The sequence below is a fragment of the Pigmentiphaga soli genome, assembly GCF_039541095.1.
GTDB lineage: Bacteria > Pseudomonadota > Gammaproteobacteria > Burkholderiales > Burkholderiaceae_B > Pigmentiphaga > Pigmentiphaga soli.
The window spans coordinates 141,139-159,396 of record NZ_BAABFO010000006.1 but is presented as its reverse complement, the minus strand read 5'-3'; the positions used below and the strand labels follow the sequence as shown (position 1 = coordinate 159,396).

General features: G+C 70.8%; 20 protein-coding genes. 15 read left to right on the top strand and 5 right to left on the bottom strand.

Annotated features, from left to right (window positions below; all coding sequences use genetic code 11):
- Window positions 1–13: 13 nt before the first annotated feature.
- The 8 genes from ABD927_RS08245 to ABD927_RS08210 all read left to right on the top strand — a co-directional run bounded on the left by ABD927_RS08245 (window position 14) and on the right by ABD927_RS08210 (window position 6,084).
- Complete coding sequence (locus ABD927_RS08245) at window positions 14–991, top strand: XdhC family protein (protein WP_345248191.1); 978 nt, start codon at window positions 14–16, stop codon at window positions 989–991.
- Window positions 988–1,737 (top strand): sulfurtransferase, encoded by a 750-nt coding sequence (locus ABD927_RS08240; RefSeq protein WP_345248189.1) that lies wholly within the window; start codon window positions 988–990, stop codon window positions 1,735–1,737. Before ABD927_RS08245 ends, ABD927_RS08240 begins: the two co-directional genes overlap by 4 nt.
- Window positions 1,738–1,833: 96 nt before the next feature.
- Window positions 1,834–3,024: a bifunctional 3,4-dihydroxy-2-butanone-4-phosphate synthase/GTP cyclohydrolase II gene (ribBA, locus tag ABD927_RS08235; RefSeq protein ID WP_345248187.1), complete on the top strand. Its 1,191-nt coding sequence runs from the start codon at window positions 1,834–1,836 to the stop codon at window positions 3,022–3,024.
- Window positions 3,024–3,533: a 6,7-dimethyl-8-ribityllumazine synthase gene (gene ribH / locus ABD927_RS08230; RefSeq protein ID WP_345248185.1), complete on the top strand. Its 510-nt coding sequence runs from the start codon at window positions 3,024–3,026 to the stop codon at window positions 3,531–3,533. Before ribBA ends, ribH begins: the two co-directional genes overlap by 1 nt.
- Window positions 3,526–3,984: a transcription antitermination factor NusB gene (nusB, locus tag ABD927_RS08225; protein ID WP_345248183.1), complete on the top strand. Its 459-nt coding sequence runs from the start codon at window positions 3,526–3,528 to the stop codon at window positions 3,982–3,984. The genes ribH and nusB overlap by 8 nt, the downstream gene beginning before the upstream one ends.
- Window positions 3,985–4,003: 19 nt before the next feature.
- The gene (gene thiL / locus ABD927_RS08220) at window positions 4,004–4,987 is read left to right on the top strand and encodes a thiamine-phosphate kinase (protein ID WP_345248181.1); all 984 of its coding nucleotides are present in this window, start codon (window positions 4,004–4,006) and stop codon (window positions 4,985–4,987) included.
- A 43-nt stretch (window positions 4,988–5,030) separates the two neighbouring features.
- Window positions 5,031–5,534: a phosphatidylglycerophosphatase A family protein gene (locus ABD927_RS08215; protein ID WP_345248179.1), complete on the top strand. Its 504-nt coding sequence runs from the start codon at window positions 5,031–5,033 to the stop codon at window positions 5,532–5,534.
- A gap of 22 nt (window positions 5,535–5,556) precedes the next feature.
- A complete protein-coding gene (locus tag ABD927_RS08210; protein WP_345248177.1) occupies window positions 5,557–6,084 on the top strand; it encodes a CinA family protein in 528 nt (175 codons plus the stop codon).
- Window positions 6,085–6,193: 109 nt separating this feature from the next.
- On the opposite strand, the gene gcvA is transcribed toward ABD927_RS08210, so the two are convergent.
- Complete coding sequence (gene gcvA / locus ABD927_RS08205) at window positions 6,194–7,183, bottom strand: transcriptional regulator GcvA (protein WP_345248175.1); 990 nt, start codon at window positions 7,181–7,183, stop codon at window positions 6,194–6,196.
- A gap of 135 nt (window positions 7,184–7,318) precedes the next feature.
- Here gcvA and ABD927_RS08200 point away from each other — a divergent pair, with 135 nt between their 5' ends.
- On the top strand, window positions 7,319–8,305 hold the full coding sequence (locus ABD927_RS08200) for a tripartite tricarboxylate transporter substrate binding protein (protein WP_345248173.1): 987 nt from the start codon (window positions 7,319–7,321) through the stop codon (window positions 8,303–8,305).
- Between the two features lie 18 nt (window positions 8,306–8,323).
- Here ABD927_RS08200 and ABD927_RS08195 read toward each other — a convergent pair whose 3' ends face one another.
- Window positions 8,324–9,337, bottom strand: coding sequence for a LysR family transcriptional regulator (locus ABD927_RS08195; protein ID WP_345248171.1), 1,014 nt, complete (start codon window positions 9,335–9,337; stop codon window positions 8,324–8,326).
- Between the two features lie 121 nt (window positions 9,338–9,458).
- Between ABD927_RS08195 and ABD927_RS08190 the strand changes: the two genes are divergently transcribed.
- From ABD927_RS08190 to ABD927_RS08170, 5 genes are all read left to right on the top strand, one after another.
- Window positions 9,459–10,283, top strand: a complete 825-nt coding sequence (locus ABD927_RS08190) for a p-hydroxycinnamoyl CoA hydratase/lyase (RefSeq protein ID WP_345248169.1) — start codon at window positions 9,459–9,461, stop codon at window positions 10,281–10,283.
- A gap of 35 nt (window positions 10,284–10,318) precedes the next feature.
- Complete coding sequence (locus tag ABD927_RS08185; protein WP_345248167.1) at window positions 10,319–11,053, top strand: acyl-CoA dehydrogenase family protein; 735 nt, start codon at window positions 10,319–10,321, stop codon at window positions 11,051–11,053.
- On the top strand, window positions 11,050–11,469 hold the full coding sequence (locus ABD927_RS08180; protein ID WP_345248165.1) for an acyl-CoA dehydrogenase family protein: 420 nt from the start codon (window positions 11,050–11,052) through the stop codon (window positions 11,467–11,469). The genes ABD927_RS08185 and ABD927_RS08180 overlap by 4 nt, the downstream gene beginning before the upstream one ends.
- Window positions 11,470–11,535: 66 nt before the next feature.
- Window positions 11,536–12,510 carry a Bug family tripartite tricarboxylate transporter substrate binding protein gene (locus ABD927_RS08175; protein ID WP_345248163.1) on the top strand — a complete coding sequence of 325 codons (975 nt, stop codon included), beginning with the start codon at window positions 11,536–11,538 and terminating at the stop codon, window positions 12,508–12,510.
- 12 nt (window positions 12,511–12,522) lie between these two features.
- Window positions 12,523–13,701 carry a CaiB/BaiF CoA transferase family protein gene (locus tag ABD927_RS08170; RefSeq protein WP_345248161.1) on the top strand — a complete coding sequence of 393 codons (1,179 nt, stop codon included), beginning with the start codon at window positions 12,523–12,525 and terminating at the stop codon, window positions 13,699–13,701.
- A 69-nt stretch (window positions 13,702–13,770) separates the two neighbouring features.
- Here ABD927_RS08170 and ABD927_RS08165 read toward each other — a convergent pair whose 3' ends face one another.
- Complete coding sequence (locus ABD927_RS08165; RefSeq protein WP_345248159.1) at window positions 13,771–14,709, bottom strand: LysR family transcriptional regulator; 939 nt, start codon at window positions 14,707–14,709, stop codon at window positions 13,771–13,773.
- A gap of 109 nt (window positions 14,710–14,818) precedes the next feature.
- On the opposite strand from ABD927_RS08165, the gene ABD927_RS08160 reads away from it, so the two are divergent.
- Window positions 14,819–16,339 (top strand): CoA-acylating methylmalonate-semialdehyde dehydrogenase, encoded by a 1,521-nt coding sequence (locus ABD927_RS08160; RefSeq protein WP_345248157.1) that lies wholly within the window; start codon window positions 14,819–14,821, stop codon window positions 16,337–16,339.
- A gap of 43 nt (window positions 16,340–16,382) precedes the next feature.
- Here ABD927_RS08160 and ABD927_RS08155 read toward each other — a convergent pair whose 3' ends face one another.
- A complete protein-coding gene (locus ABD927_RS08155) occupies window positions 16,383–17,087 on the bottom strand; it encodes an alpha/beta fold hydrolase (protein ID WP_345248155.1) in 705 nt (234 codons plus the stop codon).
- Window positions 17,088–17,237: 150 nt separating this feature from the next.
- Window positions 17,238–18,218 carry a tripartite tricarboxylate transporter substrate binding protein gene (locus tag ABD927_RS08150; RefSeq protein WP_345248153.1) on the bottom strand — a complete coding sequence of 327 codons (981 nt, stop codon included), beginning with the start codon at window positions 18,216–18,218 and terminating at the stop codon, window positions 17,238–17,240.
- Window positions 18,219–18,258 lie beyond the last annotated feature (40 nt).

The window sequence follows — 18,258 nt, the reverse complement described above, 5'->3', positions numbered from 1 at the left end:
CGCAACAATCAGCATGGATAACGTCGATCTGGATGTCTTGCGCAGGCTGGCGCAATGGCGGCGGGAAGGGCACCGCGCGGTGCTCGGCACCGTCACTCGGACCTGGGGGTCGGCGCCACGGCCGGTCGGCGCGATGGTGGCGGTGCGCGACGATGGCGCGGTGGCCGGCTCGGTGTCGGGCGGCTGCATCGAAGACGACTTGTCGGACCGTGTCCGCGCCGGCGGCGCCGCGCCCGGACGGCCGGCCGTGGTGCGCTACGGCGTGACGGCCGACGAAGCCAGCCGCTTCGGCCTGCCGTGCGGCGGCACGCTGGAACTGGTGCTGGAGCCGATCGAGCCGCACTCGCGGGTGGACGAGCTGCTGGCCGAACTGGAGCAGGGCCATCGCGTCGCGCGCCGGCTCGACATGGCCAGCGGCCGGGTGGAACTGGCGCCGGCCGGCGACGCCGCCGAACGCGTGGCGCTGTCCGAGGCCGAGCTGCTGTCCACCCACGGGCCGGGCTGGCGGCTGCTGATCATCGGCGCCGGGCAGATGTCGCAGTACCTGGCCGGCATGGCGCTGGCGCTGGGCTACGAGGTCATCGTGTGCGATCCGCGCGAGGAATACACCGATGCGTGGCAGGTGGACGGCGCGCGGCTGGTGCGCACCATGCCGGACGACACCGTGACGGAGATGCGCCCCGACCGCCATACCGCGGTGGTGGCCCTGACCCACGACCCCAAGCTGGACGACCTGGCGCTGATGGAAGCGCTGAAGTCCGAGGCCTTCTACGTGGGCGCGATCGGCTCGCACGGCAACCAGAAGAAGCGCCGCGAGCGCCTGCTGGAATTCGATCTGACCGAGGAACAGATCGCGCGCCTGCACGGGCCGGTGGGACTGCGCATCGGCGCCCGCACGCCGCCCGAGATCGCGCTGGCGATCCTGGCGCACATGACGGCCGAACGCTACGGTTTCCACGTGCCGGCCTTCGGCAGCGCGCTCAGTTCGTGACCGTCGTCAACATCGCCGCCTATCGTTTCGTCGCGCTGGCCGATCTGCCCGCCCTGCGCGAGGCCGTGCGCCGGCAGGCGCTCGACTGCGGGCTCAAGGGCACGGTGCTGCTGGCGCCCGAAGGCATCAACCTGTTCCTGGCCGGACCGCGCGCGGCGATCGACCGCTGGCTGGCCTGGCTGCGCGGCGGCCCGGAGTTCGGCGGGCGGCTGGCCGGCATCGAAGTCAAGGAAAGCCTGTCGGACGCGGTGCCGTTCCGCCGCCTGCTGGTCAAGATCAAGCGCGAGATCATCCGCATGGACCATCCCGCGATCCGGCCCGAAGACGGCCGCGCGCCGGCGGTCGACCCCCGCACCGCGGCGCGCTGGCTGCGCCAGGGCCGCGACGACGATGGCCGCGAGCTGCTGATGCTCGATACCCGCAATGCGTTCGAGGTGGACCACGGCACCTTCGAGGGCGCCGTCGACTGGCGGCTGCGCAAGTTCACCGAATTCCCGGCCGCGGCCCGCGCCCACCAGGCGCAGATGGAAGGCAAGACCGTGGTCAGCTTCTGCACCGGCGGCATCCGCTGCGAAAAGGCGGCGCTCTACCTGGCCGAGGCCGGCGTGCGCGTCTACCAGCTCGAGGGCGGCATCCTCAAATATTTCGAAGAGATGGGCGCCGAAGGTTTCCGCGGCGGCTGCTTCGTGTTCGACGAGCGCGTCGCGCTCGACCCGGCGCTGCGGCCGCAAGAGCCGGCGGCCTGAAGCGCGACGACCGGCAGCCCGGGGGCGGTAGAATAACGGGCTCACCGGCGCCTTGCGCCGCCCGCTTCCGGCCCCCATTGCCCCCGGACCACCGCCATGCCCGTAGCCTCCGTTCCATCGCCCGCCGCCGGGCCCGATGCCTCCCCGATCTCTTCCGTGCCCGAGATCATCGCCGAGCTGCGCGCCGGCCGCATGGTGATCCTGGTCGACGAGGAAGACCGCGAGAACGAAGGCGACCTGATCATGGCCGCCGAATACGTCACGCCCGAAGCCATCAATTTCATGGCGCGCTACGGCCGCGGCCTGATCTGCCTGACGCTGACCGAAGAACGCTGCCGCCAGCTCGGCCTGCCCTTGATGGTCAGCGCCAACGGCACCAAGCACGGCACCAATTTCACCGTCTCGATCGAGGCCGCCGAGGGCGTCACCACCGGCATCTCCGCCGCCGACCGCGCCCGCACCGTGCTGGCGGCGGTGGCGCGCGACGCCAAGCCGTCCGACCTGGTCCAGCCCGGCCACGTTTTCCCGCTGAAAGCCGCGCGCGGCGGCGTGCTGGCGCGCGCCGGCCACACCGAGGCCGGTTGCGACCTGGCCGCCATGGCCGGCCTCACGCCGGCCGCCGTCATCTGCGAAGTGCTGAACGACGACGGCACCATGGCCCGCCTGCCCGACCTGGCCGAATTCTCGCGCCGGCACGGCGTCAAGATCGGCACCATCGCCAGCCTGATCCAGTACCGCAGCGAACACGAATCGCTGGTGGAGCGGGTGGCCGAACGGCCGCTGGCCACCGCCTACGGCACTTTCCGCGCCGTGCTTTACCGCGACACGCCCAGCGGCTCGCCGCACCTGGCGCTGGTCCACGGCACGATCTCGCCCGACGCCGAAACACTGGTGCGCGTGCACGAGCCGACCTCGCTGCTGGACGTGCTCGAAGTCGTCAAGAGCACGCACAGCTGGAGCGTGCCGGCCGCGCTCGAAGCCATCGCGGCGGCGCCGGCCGGCGTGGTCATCCTGCTCAATTGCGACGGCGCCGGCGCCGACCTCGACACCGAATTCCGCCAACTGGCCGAGCTCGACCGCAGCGGCGACGCCTGCGCGCCGGGCCGCGCCCGCATGGATCTGCGCACCTACGGCGTGGGCGCGCAGATCCTGAAAGACCTAGGCGTAGGCCGCATGAAGCTGTTGGCCCGGCCCATCCGCCTGCCCAGCATGACGGGCTTTTCCCTGACCGTGACCGGCTACGAGGCCGGAAGCGAAACCCACTCTGCCAAGGACGGTGCCGCCTGATGAACCCCTACACCCTTACCCCGGATCTGAACGGCGAAGGACTGCATATCTGCATCGTCCGCGCCCGCTTCAACGAAAACATCGGCGAGCAGGAGCTCGAAGCCTGCCTGGAAGAACTCGGCCAGCTCGGCGTCGACGAGCGCGACGTCATGACCGTGACGGTGCCCGGCGCGCTCGAGCTGGGCGTCACGCTGGCGCAGCTGGCCCACACCGGCGAGTTCGACGCGCTGATCGCGCTCGGCGCCGTGGTGCGCGGCGAGACCTACCATTTCGAGGTGGTCGCCAACGAAAGCGCCGCCGCCATCAGCCGCGTCGCGCTGGAAACCGGCATCGCCATCGCCAACGGCGTGCTCACCACCGACACCGAAGAACAGGCCCTGGCGCGCGCCGCCGACAAGGGCCGCGACTGCGCCCGCACGGCGGTCGAGATGGCCAACCTGCTGGCCGGCCTGGAGCCCGAGGAAGACGACGAGGACGAGGATTTCGACGAGGACGACCGGGATGATTGAAGGCCGGAATGCCCGCAGCGCCCGCCGCCGGGCGCGCGAGGTCGCGCTGCAGGGCATCTACGAGTGGCTGGTCAAGGGCGCCGATCCGGCCGAGTCGGGCGACATCGACGCGCACCAGCGCGATGCCGAAGGCTTCGACGAGGCCGATTTCGAGCACTACCAGGATCTGCTGCACGGCGCGATGCGCGAGGCGGCGCCGCTGCGCGAACGCTTCGCGCCCTACCTCGACCGGCCGGTGGCCGAGCTGTCGCCGGTCGAGCACGGCATCCTGCTGCTCGGTTCGTACGAACTGCTGCATCACGTCGAGATCCCGTACAAGGTCGTCATCAACGAGGCGGTCGAACTGGCCAAATCGTTCGGCGGCACCGACGGCTTCAAATTCGTCAACGGCGTGCTGGACCGCCTTGCCGCCGAGGCCCGCGCGGCCGAGGTGCAGGCGGCGCGGCGCTGAACGCGGGCCCGGACACGGCATGGCGGGCGGCGAGTTCGACCTGATCCGGCGCTGGTTCGCGCGGCCGGCGCCGGCCGGCGTGCTGGGCGTGGGCGACGACTGCGCGCTGCTGCCGCCGGCGCGCGGCGCGCTGGCCGTCAGCACCGACCTGCTGCTGGAAGGCCGGCATTTCTTCGCCGACGTCGACCCGGAGGCGCTGGGCCACAAGGCGCTGGCGGTGAACCTGTCCGACCTGGCCGCGATGGGCGCCGCGCCCACCGCCTTCGTGCTGGGGCTGGCCCTGCCGGCGGCCGACGACGCCTGGCTGGAGGGCTTTTCGCGCGGGCTGTTCGCGCTGGCCGACGCGCACGGCTGCGCGCTGGTGGGCGGCGATACCACCCGCTCGGCCGGCGGCGTCGCGATCTCCATCACCGTGTTCGGCGAACTGCCGCCGGAACAGGCCTTGAAGCGCGCCGGCGCGCGCGTGGGCGACGACATCTGGCTGTCGGGCCAGCTGGGCGCGGCCGACGTCGCGCTGCGCCTGTTGCGCGGGGAGCCGGGCGTGGCGGCGCCGGCCCAGCGCGATGCGCTGCTGGCCGCCACCCGCGACGCGCTCGAACGGCCCCAGCCGCGCGTGGCGCTGGGCCTGGCGCTGCGCGGCGTGGCCCATGCCGCGATCGACATTTCCGACGGCCTGCTGCAGGACCTCGGCCACATCCTGGCCGCCAGCGGCTGCGGCGCGCGCCTGCGCGTGGACGAACTGCCGGTGGCGCCGGCGCTGGCCGACGTGCCACCCGCGCTGCGCCGCCGCGCCGCGCTGGGCGGCGGCGACGTCTACGAACTGTGCTTTACCGCGCCGCCGGCCCGCCGCGACCTGGTGCTGGCCGCCGCGGCCGGCACCGGCGTGCCGGTGGCCCGCGTGGGCGTGATCGAGGCCGCGCCCGGGCTGCGCGCGGTGGACGATGCCGGCGCGCCCGTGTCCGACCTGCCGGGCGGCTTCGATCATTTCGCGGAGCGGCCATGATCACGCCCACCGGGCCGTTTCCCATCCCTCGCCGGAGGCCGCGATGAACACGCCGCGGCTCGCGCCCGTGCCGTTGACCTTCAACTGGATGGTGCGCCGCCTGAGCCGGCTGGTCGCGTTCGGCTTCGGCAGCGGCCTGATCCGCCCGGCGCCGGGCACCTGGGGCACATTGCTGGCCTGGCTGCTGTGGCAGCCGCTGTCGGCCGCCGTGCCGCCGGCGGCGGTGGGCGTGGGGCTGGCGGCCGCCTTCGCGCTGGGCGCCTGGGCCTGCGGCCGCGTAGGCCGCGAACTGGGGGTGGCCGACCACGGCGGCATGGTGTGGGACGAAATGGTCGCCTTCTGGCTGGTACTATGGCTGATCCCCGGCGGCACCGCCAGCCAGGCCGTGGGATTTCTGCTGTTCCGCCTGTTCGACATCCTGAAGCCGCCGCCGATCGGCTATTTCGACCGGCGCTACAAGAACGGCTTCGGCGTCATGTGGGACGATATCGTCGCCGCCTTCTATGCCGTGCTGGTGTTCGCGCTGGCCCTGCGGCTGGGCGGCTGAACCGGATCTGCTGGAGCATGCCATGCCGAATTCGCTGTTGACCGCCCATACGCTCACGCTGGCCGACAAGGTCGGCCGCGCGCTGTCCGCCGGCCGCCGCATGCTGGCCAGCGCCGAGTCGTGCACCGGCGGCCTGGTGGCCGGCGCGGTTACCGCGGTGGCCGGCTCCAGCGGCTGGTTCGACCGCGGCTTCGTCACCTACAGCAACGAAGCCAAGGCGGCCGAACTCGGCGTCGACCCGGCCATCCTCGAGGCGCACGGCGCGGTCAGCGAACCTACCGCGCGCGCGATGGCGATCGGCGCGATGAAGGCCAGCGGCGCCGGCGTGGCGGTCTCCACCACCGGCATCGCCGGCCCCGGCGGCGCCACGCCCGGCAAGCCGGTGGGCACCGTGTGCTTCGGCTGGGCCTGGCAGACGCCGGCCGGCATCGAAGTCCGCACCGCCACCCAATTGTTCGCCGGCGACCGCGCCGCCGTGCGCGCCGCCGCGGTCGACGCCGCGCTGCAAGGACTGCTGGAGCTGCCGCTGGTCGCGCGGGCGGCAGGCTGAGGCCGGCGCCGGTCCGCTCCCAAGCCGGCCGACGCCCCCGCCAGGGGCTGCCGCGTTGCGGGGGGCTGCCGCGTTGCGGGGGCCTGCCGCGTTGCGGGGGCCTGCCGCGTTAAGCGGCAGGGAGCCTTCCTGCTCGTTGGCGGCCGGGGGCCTCGGCCGCCGCCATGGCGCGCGCCCGGGCCGCGATCGCCGCGCGTCGCTGCCGTTCCTCGGCGCGCGCCACGTCCAGGATCCAGTCGCGGAACGCGCACAGATGGGCATCGTGCTCCAGGCGCTCCGGGTAGATCAGGTAAAACGCGTCTTCGATCGGCTGGCAGTGCGCCAGCGGCGCCACCAGCCGGCCGTGCGCCAGGTCGGCCTCGACCAGCGCGTACTGGCCCATCGCCACCCCCATGCCTTCGATCGCCGCCTGGTAGGCCAGGCTCACGCTCTCGAAGGTCATCCCGTGCTGCGGGTCGATGTCGTCGGCACCGGCGCCGGCGCCGGCCAGCCACAGCTCCCAATGGCTGGGCCGCGCCTCGGAATGCAGCAGCGTGTGGCGCGCCAGGTCGGCCGGCCGGGCCAGCGGGCGCGCGGCCAGCAGCCGAGGGCTGCAGACCGGCGTCAGCTCGATGCCGACCAGGTATTCGCAGGCCACGCCGGGCCAGTCGCCGCGGCCCATCCGGATCGCGACGTCGGCGTCGTGGACGTTGAAATCCACCGGCTTGAGCGAGGTGGTGAACACCGCGTCGCGCCCCGGATGCGCGCTGTGGAAGGCGGGCAGATGCGGCACCAGCCAGCGCATCGCGAAGGTCATCGGGCACCAGATGTGCAGCGGCCGGTCGCCGCCGGCCTCGGCCAGCTTGCGCGTGGCGCTGCCGATGCGGTCGAAGGCGTCGCCCAGGTCTTCCAGGTAGCGCTGCCCCAGCGCCGTGAGCCGCACTTCGCGGCCGGCGCGCTCGAACAGGCGCACGCCCAGGTGGCGCTCCAGCACCACGATCTGCCGGCTGACCGCGCCCGGCGTGACGTGCAGCTCGCGCGCGGCCTGCGTGAAGCTGCGATGGCGCGCCGCGGCCTCGAAAGTGCGCAGCGGATTGAGCGGGGGCAGGCGGGGCTTCACCAAAGCTCCATGTGTGAGCAGAACTCAACGATCGCGACTATAAATCGATTTTCCGTCCAGCCATAAAGAATGAGAATTTCTCACTTGAAAAATAGCCGGCGCCAGGCGCCGGCAAACCGGATCCGGAGACCAACGATGAAATCTTCCCGCAGGGCCTTGTGCGGCGCGGTCGCGGCCGCGGCGCTGGCAGCGGCGGCCGGCCCCGCCGCGTGGGCGCAATCCACCTACCCCGACCACGCCCTGCACCTGATCGTGCCCTTCGCGCCGGGCGGCGGCACCGACCTGATCGCGCGGCTGGTGGGCCGCAAGCTGGGCGACCGGCTCGGCCAGGCGGTGGTGGTCGACAACCGGCCGGGCGCCAGCGCCATGATCGGCGCCGAGGCCGAGGCGCGCTCCGCGCCCGACGGCTACACGCTGCTGATGGCCACCACCTCGGTGGCGTCCAACGGCAGCCTGTACAAGAACGTGCCGTACGACATGGAGAAGGATTTCGCCCCGATCTCGATGCTGGCCAATGCGCCGGCCGTGCTGGTGGTCAATCCGCAGGTCCCGGCCAAGACGCTGGCGGAGTTCGTCAGCTATGCGCGCCAGGGCGGCCATGAGCTGAATTACGCGTCGTACGGGGTCGGCACCGCGCCGCACCTGACGGCCGAACTGTTCCAGCAGAGCAGCGGCACCCGCCTGTTCCACGTGCCGTACAAGGGTGGCGGGCCGGCCGTGCTGGCCACGCTGTCGGGCGAGACCAAGGTCATCTTCCCCAGCGCGGTGCCCGTCATGACCCATCTGAAGAGCGGCAAGCTGCGCGCGCTGGCAGTGGCCTCGCACAATCGCCTGGCCAGCCTGCCCGACGTGCCGACCTTCCACGAGGCCGGCATGGATTTCGAAACCGGCACCTGGTTCGGCATCGTCGGCCGCGCCGGCACGCCGGCGCCGATCATCGACCGGCTGCACCGCGAGATCGTCGAGGTGCTGAAGGATCCCGAACTGCGCAAGGCGATCGAAGAACAGGGCGCGGAAGTGCTGCCCAGCGCGTCGCCGGCGGAATACGCGAAGTTCATCTCCGCCGACATCCGGCGCTGGGCCGAGGTCGTCAAGAAGGCGCACATCACCGTCGAGCAGTAGGCTACCGGCGGCGGGTTCTCACCGCGCCGGCCGGCGTGCCGACGTCCGGCCGAGGTGGCGGCGCGCCACCCACGGCGGCATGGGTTCGGCGCGCAGAGGCGCCGCCGGCGCGGGCAGCCGCTGGGCATCCAGTTCGCGGAAGATTTCCATCAGGAACTGCACCAGCACCCGCACGCGCGGCACGTCTTTCATGTCACGGCGATAGGACACCACCACGGGCGGCGCCTCGGCCACCTGCCAGTCGAGCAGGGCGGGCACCAGTTCGCCGCTGGCCAGATAGCGGTGCGCGACGATGTCGGGCACGCGCGTCAAGCCGCTGCCGGCGCGCACCGCCTCGAAAGTCCAGTCGCGGTCGTCGGAGACGATCCAGCCCGAGACGGGCACCGATTCGCGCACGCCGTCGCGCTCGAACGCCCAGTGATCCATGATGGCCCGCTTGAGCAAGCGCAGCGTGATGCACTGATGGCCGAGCAGGTCGCGTGGCCGTGCCGGCATTCCATGCCGTTCCCAGTACGACGGGGCGGCGACCACCAGCAGCCGGGTCTGCGCCAGACGGCGCGTGATGCAGTCCTGCTGCGAAGTCCAGCCGAGATAGACCAGCACGTCGGCCGCCAGGGTATCGAGATCGGTGTCGTCGGTGACGGCGACCAGATCCAGGCTGACGTCCTGGTGCCGCTGGTGGAATTCGTGGAGCCGGTGGCCGATGCAGTGCGATCCCAGCACGTGGCTGAGCGCCAGCCGCACCTGTCCGGCGGGACGCGAGCGGCCGAAGGCGATCTGGCTCTCGGCCTGGGTGAGCTCGCGCAGCGCGGCCCGCGCGCCGGCCACGTAGATCTCGCCCTCGCTGGTGAGCTTGAGCCGGCCGCCGTCGCGATGCAGCAGCGTGACGGCGACGGTGGCTTCCAGCGCGCCGATCATTTTGTGCACGGCCGGCGGCGAAACGCCCAGCTTGCGCGCCGCGCCGGTGAACCCGCCTTCGTCGATCGCGGCGATCAGGTATTCAAGCGCGCGAAGCTTGCTGGCGAGTTTCATGACGGGCAGATTAACCCACGGTTAAGGACGGATCAATATCCCATCAATTGCCATCGCCCGGTGCGCGCCGCAGACTGACCCCACCAGTTTCCACACGATTCCGACGAGGAGCGGCAGGGCGATGAACAGCGGATATTCCTACGAAAACGTGAAGGTCGATGTTGACGACGGCGTCGCCTGGGTCAGGCTGAACCGTCCCGAAAAGCGCAATGCCATGAGCCCGAGGCTGAACCACGACATGGTGGACGTGCTGAGCCGGCTCGAGACCGACACCGGCGTGGGCGTGGTGGTGCTAGGCGGCGAAGGCCAGGGCTGGACTGCCGGCATGGACCTGGAACTATTCTTCCGCGACCTGGACGACAAGCCGGCCGAACGCGCGGTGGCGCACCGCGAAAGCCAGCAGTGGCGCTGGAACCATCTCTACACTTTTCCCAAGCCGACCATCGCGATGGTACATGGCTTCTGCTACGGCGGCGGCTTCACGCAGCTGATCGCCTGCGATTTCGCGATCGCCGCGGAAGACACCGTGTTCGGGCTGTCGGAAGTGAACTGGGGCATCATTCCGGCGGGCATCGTCGCCAAGGCCTTGATGGACTGCGTGCCGTACCGCGACGCGCTGGACCTGTGCATGACAGGCCGTCCCATCGACGGCACTGAGGCCGAGCGCATGCGCCTGATCACCCGCGCGGTGCCCGGCGACCGGCTGCGCGCCGAAACCGAACAGCTCGCCCGCCGCCTGCTCAAGATCAATCCGGAGGCGCTGCGCGGCACCAAGCAGGCGCTGAAGATTACCCGTGGCATGAGCTATGACCAGTCGATCGATTATCTGGCCGCCAAGTTCGCCGAACAGAAGTATCGCGACGCCGAGGGCGGCTACGCCAAAGGCATCGCCCAGTTCATCGACGACAAGAGCTACCGGCCGGCACACGGCCCCTATTCGCGCTGACCGCGCCGGACGCCGACGACGCAGCGGAGCGCGCGATGGATTTCACGTTCAGCCAGGAGCAGGCCATGCTGCGCGATGCGGTGCGCAGGCTGATGGACGCATGCGCGACGCCAGAGGTCGTGCGCCGGCTCGACCGCGACCAGGCCTATCCGTACGAGTTGTACGGCGCCTGGGTCGAACAGGGCTTGTTGCGCATGCCTTTCCCGGCCGAGGTGGGCGGCCTGGACGGCAGCGTGGTCGACATGGCGATCATCGCCGAGGAACTGTCGCGCAAGAGCTTCGATCTGTTCACCGCCTATTCGTGCAGCATCTTCTGCGGCCTCACGCTGCTGCGCAACGGTACGCCCGCGCAGCGCAGTGAATGGCTGCCGCCGCTGCTGGACGGTAGCTTGCGCATGTCGGTCGCCATGTCGGAGCCCGACGCCGGCTCCGACCTCGGCGCCATGCGAACCACGGCGGTCAGGCAGGGCGGCGACTGGATTCTGAATGGCCGCAAGGTCTGGGCCACGGGGGCGGGCGCGCGCAACAACGTCATCAATGTATATGCGCGCACCGATCCGCAGGCGACTACCGCTCGGGGTTGTCGCTGTTCCTGGTGCCGAACGACGCGCCCGGAGTGGAACTGCGCAAGCTCGACATGCTGGGCCGGCGGGCCGTGGGCACCTACGAGATCCTGTTCGACGGCGTGCGCGTGCCCGATGAGCGGCTGGTCGGCCAGGTCGACCACGGCTGGGACTGCCTGCGGTCCGGGCTGCAGTTTGAACGGGTGACCTCGACCGCGGGCTATTGCGGCGCGGCCCAGTCGGTAGTCGACATGGCCGTCGAGTACGCCAGGGAGCGCAAGCAGTTCGGCAAGGCGCTGATCGACCACCAGGCCGTGGGCCACATGCTGGCCGATATGCAGACCCAGGTCGAGGCGGCGCGGCTGATGCTGTGGCATGCCGCCTGGCTGCTGGCGACGGGCGGTAACGCGCTGCCGGCGATTTCGATGGCCAAGCTGTTCGGCTCCGAGGCCTACGTGAACGTGGCAAACCAGGGCATGCAGGTGCTGGGCGCCTTCGGCTACAGCATGGAATACGACATGCAACGCCACTACCGCGACGCCCGCAGCGTCACCATCGGCGCCGGCACCTCGCAGATTCAGCGCAACCTGATCGCCCATCTGATGAAGACGGACCGGATGTAGAACCGCTTCGCATCGCGGCGCGCCGGCGCCATTCCTTTCCCATCGACTCTATCCAGGAGTGCGGTCATGCTAGGTATTGCCCGATATCTCGCCCCGGTCTGTCTGGCCATGTCTGCCGTGGCGCCGTGCGCCATGGCGCAGGACTTTCCGAACCGGCCAATCCGCTTCGTGGTCCCGTACCAGACCGGCGGCCTGCCCGACGTGATGGCGCGCCTGGTGGCGCAGAAAGTGGAGGCGTCGACCGGCCAGCCGGTGGTGGTGGACAACAGGTCCGGGGCCAGCGGCATCCTGGCGGCCGAATACGTGGCCAAGTCCGCGCCCGACGGCTACACGCTGTTCGTGGCCGACATCGGCCATTTTGCGATCAACCCCGCGCTCTACCACAATCTTTCCTACGATCCGAACCGCGATTTCACTCCGGTTACGACCGCCGTGCACGGGCCGCTGTTGCTGGTGGCGAATTCCGGGCTGGAGGCCAATTCGGTGCCGGAGCTGATCGCACTGGCCCGGGCGCATCCCGGCAAGGTGAATTATGGCTCGCCCGGCAACGGCAGCGTGCACCAGCTGGCGATGGCGCGCCTGAGCCTGCAGGCCAATGTGAAAATGGTCCACATCCCTTACCGCAGCACCGCCCAGGCGATCCCGGCGCTGGTGGCCAACGACGTGCAGGTCATGTTCGTCAGCCCGCCGTCGGTGAACGAGTTCGTGAAATCGGGCCGGCTCAAGGTGCTGGGCGTGGGCTCGCCCGAGCCGACGCCGCTGGCCCCGGGCGCGCCTGCCGTGGCCGCGTCCGGTTTTCCCGGCTTCAACGCCGTGACCACCGTGGGCTTCCTCGCCCCGGCCGGCACGCCCGCCGCCGTGGTCGGCCGGCTCAACGAGGAAATTGGCCGCGCGCTGAAAGCGCCCGACGTAATGGCCAAGATGCCCGGCATGGGCGTGACCGTGGTGGCCGATTCGCCGCAAGAGTTCCGCAAGCTCATGCTGGCCGACCAGGCGTACTACCGTACGCTGGTGGAGCAGACCGGCGTCAAGGTCGACTGAAGGACCGGCGCGATGAAACTGCTTGCCGGCTTCCGGGTGCTGGACCTGGGCACCTTCATCACCGCGCCGCACGCCGCCATGCTGCTGGGCGAACTGGGCGCCGACGTCATCAAGATCGAGCGTCCCGGCGGCGGGGATCCGTTCCGCTGGTACAACGAAGGCCTCTCCAGCCCCGTCTTCCAGGCCCACAACCGCAACAAGCGCAGCCTGGCGCTGGACGTGCGCCAGCCGGCGGGGCTGGCGGTGCTGGACAGGCTGGTGGCCACGGCCGACGTGGTGGTCATCAACGTGCGGCCCGGCGTGGCCGAAAAACTGCAGCTGGACGCCGGCCGGCTGATGCGCCTGAATCCCCGCCTGGTCTATTGCTCGATCACCGGCTTCGGCTCCGGCGGGCCTTATGCCGGGCGGCCCGCCTACGATACCGTGGGCCTGGCGATGTCGGGCCTGCTGTCGCGCCTGCACGATGCCGACGAGGCGCGCATCGCCGGCCCGTCGCTGTCCGACACTGTTACCGGCCTGACGATGTGCATGGGCGCGCTGGCGGCGCTGCTGGAGCGCGAACGTTCCGGCCGTGGGCGCCTGGTCGAGACCAGCATGCTGGAGGCGACGCTGTCGTTCGCCGTCGACCCGATGATCTACTATCTGGTGCAGGGGCACGAACAGCCGTTCTTCCAGCGCGGGTCGGCGTCGCAGGCCTACGTGCTGCGCTGCCGGGACGGGCAGCGGCTCTGCCTGCACATGTCGACGCCCGACAAGTTCTGGCGCGCGTTGACCGCCGCCATCGAACGGCCCGACCTTCTGGCCGCCTATCCCGACCGCGAAACGCGCAGCGGCAATTACGAAACGCTGGCGCGCGTCCTGGCCGAGATATTCGCGCGGCGCGACCGGGCCGACTGGATGCAGCGGCTCGAGCGCCATGACGTACCGTTCGCGCCGGCGCTGTCGATGGCCGAGGTGGCCGCCGATCCGCAGGTGCGCCACCTCGGGATATTGAACGAAACCGTCCACGACGGGCTGGGGTCGGTGCGCGGCATGAACCGGCCGCTGCATTTCGACGGCGACAACCGCTCGGGCTTCCACGGCACGCCGACGCTCGGCCAGCACGGCGAGGAAATCCTGGCCGGCCTGGGGTATGGCGCCGCCGATATCGAGGCCCTGCGCCAGCAGGGCGTGGTGGACACGAACCACTGAACCCGGCCGCCGGCTTCGATGGCTTCTATCGCGCGGCGTGAGGCGATCCGTCGCGGGCCGGGCGTTGCGCTATACCTCGAACCCGGCGCGGAACGCGTCGCGCAGATACGCGACCAGCGCCTGCACCGCGCGCGGCACGTGGGTGGAATACGGCCGGATCGCGTAGATCTGCTCGGCGAAGGTATCGACCGCGTCCCAGTCCGGCAGCAGCCGCAGCAGCTTGCCCGACTTCAGGGCCGACTCGGCGCTGAAGTCGGGCAGTAGCGCGATGCCGAGCCCGGCCAGCGCCGCGTCGCGCAAGGCCTCGCTGTTGTTGGCCGCCAATGGCCCCCTGACGGGTACCGTGATCCGCTGCGGCGCCGCGCCGCGGCCGCGCGCCTCGAAGGTCCAGACCGGGGTGTGCTGCGGCCGTGGATAGTGCAGATGATCGTGGCCGGCCAGTTCCTGCGGCGCGGCGGGTTGGCCGCGCCGGCGCAGGTAGGCGCGGCTGGCCACCAGTACCGACCGGCTGGCGCACAGCGCCCACGCCACATGGGTGTCGGGCGGCGCATGGGTGTGGCGCAGCGCCAGGTCGAAACCGTCCACCGCCAGCGAACGCAGCCGGTCCGACAGGTCCAGTTCGATGCGCACCTGCGGGTGCTGGCGCAGGAAGCCGGGCAGCCGCGGCACCAGCTGCTGGCGCGCGAAGGCCACCGGCGCGGTCACGCGCAGCAGGCCGCGCGGCGCCTCGGCCAGGTCGCGCACGCCTTCGAAGCTGCTGGCGATGCGGTCGAACGCGCCGCGGGTATCGTCCACCAGTTGCCGGCCGGCTTCGGTCAGCCGCACGCTGCGCGTGGTCCGGCGCACCAGCGCGACGCCGGCCGCGCGTTCGAGCTCGGCGATGCGCTGGCTCATGGCGGCCTTGCTGACCGACAGGTGGGCGGCCGCGGCGGTGAAGCTGCCGTGCTGGGCCAGCACCGTCAGCCAGTGCAGATGCGTCCACAGGGCGCTGACTTTGTGATCTTCCATGCCTTGGATTGTTCATTATTTCAAACAATCATTCCAGTCCGGCGGTCTGGTGTGGCGCGGCCGGGCTTTCTAAACTGGCAGCAATTGCCCTCACCATACCGGAGACGCCATGTCCATTCCTGCCCCGTTCGCCGACGCCGGCGACGTCGTCCACTTCATCGGCGGCCAGCGCACCGCCGGCTCCCAGGCCCGGCGCCAGGCCGTGTACAACCCGGCCACCGGCGCGGTGGCGCGCCAGGTCGTGCTGGCCGACGGCGGCGACGTCGAGCGCGCGGTGGCCGCGGCCCGCGCCGCCTTCGCCGGCTGGGCGCAGACGCCGCCGGTGCGCCGCGCGCGCGTGATGTTCAAGTTCCTGGAGCTGATGAACCGCCATCGCGACGAACTGGCCGCCATCATCACCGCCGAGCACGGCAAGGTGTTCAGCGATGCGCAGGGCGAAGTCACGCGCGGCATCGAAGTGATCGAATTCGCCTGCGGCATTCCAGAGCTGCTCAAGGGCGACTATACCGAACAGGTCTCGACCGGCATCGACAACTGGACGGTACGCCAGCCGCTGGGCGTGGTGGCCGGCATCACGCCGTTCAACTTCCCCTGCATGGTGCCGTGCTGGATGTTCCCGGTGGCGCTGGCCGCCGGCAATTGCTTCGTGCTCAAGCCGAGCGAGCGCGACCCCTCGGCCTCGCTGTTCATGGCCGAGCTGCTGGCGCAGGCCGGGCTGCCGCCCGGCGTGTTCAGCGTCGTGCAGGGCGACAAGGCGGCGGTCGACGCGCTGCTCGAGCATCCCGACGTGCAGGCGGTCAGCTTCGTCGGCTCCACGCCGATCGCGCGCTACATCTACGAGCGCGGCGCGCACTTCGGCAAGCGCGTGCAGGCGCTGGGCGGCGCCAAGAACCATCTGGTGGTGATGCCCGACGCCGATGTCGACCAGGCGGTCGACGCGCTGATCGGCGCCGCCTACGGCTCGGCCGGCGAGCGCTGCATGGCGATCTCGGTGGCGGTGCTGGTGGGCGACATCGCCGACCAGGTGGTGGCCAAGGTGGCCGAACGCGCGCGTTCGCTGGTGGTGGCCGACGGCATGCGGGCCGACGCCGAGATGGGCCCCATCGTGTCGCGCCAGGCGCTGGAGCGCATCGAAGGCCTGATCGCCAGCGGCGTGGAGCAGGGCGCGAAGCTGGTGGTCGACGGCCGCGGGCTGAAGGTGCCGGGCCGCGAAGAAGGCTTCTTCACCGGCGGCACGCTGTTCGATCACGTCACGCCCGACATGCGCATTTACCGCGAGGAAATCTTCGGCCCGGTGCTGTCCTGCGTGCGCGTGCCCGACTTCGCCGCCGCGCTCGATCTCATCAATCGCCACGAATTCGGCAACGGCGTGGCCTGCTACACGCGCGACGGCAACGTGGCGCGCGAATTCGGCCGCCGCATCCAGTGCGGCATGGTGGGGATCAACGTGCCGATCCCGGTGCCGATGGCCTGGCACGGCTTCGGCGGCTGGCGCGGCAGCCTGTTCGGCGACATGCATGCCTACGGCAAGGAAGGCGTGCGTTTCTACACGCGCCAGAAGTCCATCATGCAGCGCTGGCCCGAAAGCACCGCCAAGGGCGCCGAATTCGCGATGCCGACGGCGAAGTAGGCCGGCCGGGCGCGGTCCCGGCCGCGCCTGGCCGGGCGGTGTTTCAGCGGTCCAGCCAGGCGCGCAGGGCGTGGTTCACGTCGTCGGGGCGCTCCAGCGTCGACAGATGGCCGCAGTCTTCGAAGCGGACCAGCGTTGCGCCGGGAATGCCGGCCGCCATCTCTTCGTGCACGGCGGGTGGCGTCAGGATGTCGTCATTGCCGCAGGCGACCAGCGCCGGGCAGTCGATGCGGGGCAAGGTGTCGCGCGAATCGGCGCGGCCGATGATGGCCGCCTCCTGCCGCAGGAAGGCGTCGACCCCGACGTTCCATGCCATGGTGCGGACCGTCGCCGCCAGCGCCTCGCTGCGCGGGGCGCGCGGCCACACCAGGCGCGGCAGCAGCGCCTGCGCCACCGGCGTCAGCCCCTGCGCACGGGCGGTTTCCATCAGGGCGCGCCGCGCCGCGGCGGCCTCGGGCGCGTCGGGCCGGGCGGTGGTGTCGAGCAGCGCCAGCCGTTCCACCCGCCGCGCCGCCTGCCGCCACATTTCGAGCGCCACATAGCCGCCCATCGACAGCCCGGCCAGCGAGAATCTCTCGAACGGGCAATGCCGCAGGACGTCGGCGGCGATGCCGGCGATCGAATCGTGCCCGCCGGCGCCGGCGACCCAGATGTCGGCGGTGTCGGCCAGCCCTTCCACCTGCGGCGCCCACAGCAGCGGATCGCACAGCAGTCCGGGAATCAGCACGAGGGATTGGCGGGTAGTCATGGCAACGTCTCCTGAAGAACCAGCGAATTTGTTCGAGTGTGGCGCGCATCCCCGGCCCACCCAGGGCACAGCGGATCCGGCTCCGCCGGTCCGCCAGTGCCGCCCCCTTGGGGGGCGCGCGAAGCGCGTAGGGGGGGCACTGTAGGGGGGTCATTTCAACTGATCGCGGATGGGGTCGACCAGCGCCTTGCTCTTGGCGTTTTCGGTGGCCAGGAAGCCGGCCAGCTCGGCGGGGGCGAGCCGCGGTACATCATAGCCGTTGGCGCGCACCACGCCGTCCTGGAACGACTTCCGGCCCGCGATGTCGGCGATGGCGGCCTGCAGCTTCGCGACGATAGGGGCGGGCGTGCCGGCCGGCACCATTACGCCGAACCAGCCGCGCGACACGAAATCCGGAATGCCCTGCTCGGCCAGGGTGGGTACCTCCGGCAGCGAGGCCGACCGTTCCGTGCCGGCGAAGGCGATGGCCTTGAGCCGGCCCGCCTTGATGTGCGGCAGCGGCGCGGCCACCGCCGACAGCATGATCTGCACGCGCCCGCCGAGCAGGTCGGCCAGGGCCGGCGCCACGCCCTGGTAGGGGACGTGGATCATCGGCGCGCCGAAGCGGCCGGCCAGCGCCTCCATCGATACGTGCGACAGGCTGCCGACGCCGATCGACGCATACGGCAGCTGGCCAGGCCGGGCGCGTACCTCGCGCGCCAGGTCCTGCACGGAGTTGATCGGCGACGAGCCGTTGACCACCATGACCTGGGTCATGTAGGCCAGGATGGCCAGCGGGACGAAGTCTTTCACGGAATAGCCGAGGTCGGGCTGGGTATTGGGCGCGAGCGACAGGCCGGCGTCGCTGCCGAACAGGATGGTGTAGCCGTCGTTCGGCGAGCGGGCGACGTATTGCACGCCGATGGTGCTGTTGGCGCCGGCCCGGTTTTCGACGACCACCGGCTGCCCGAGCTTTTCGCCCAGTTCCTGGGCGAGCGGCCGGGCGAGCATGTCGGCCGCGCCGCCGGCCACGAAGGGCACGATCATCCTCACCGGCTTGGTCGGGTAGTCGGCGGCGGCGGCCGCCGCCGGCGCGGCGGCCCATTGCATCGCCGCGGCGCAGGCGGCGAGCCAGGTCTTCCAATGTTGCATCGTAGTCTCCTTGCTTGGTTGTTGAAATGCGGTACGGCTC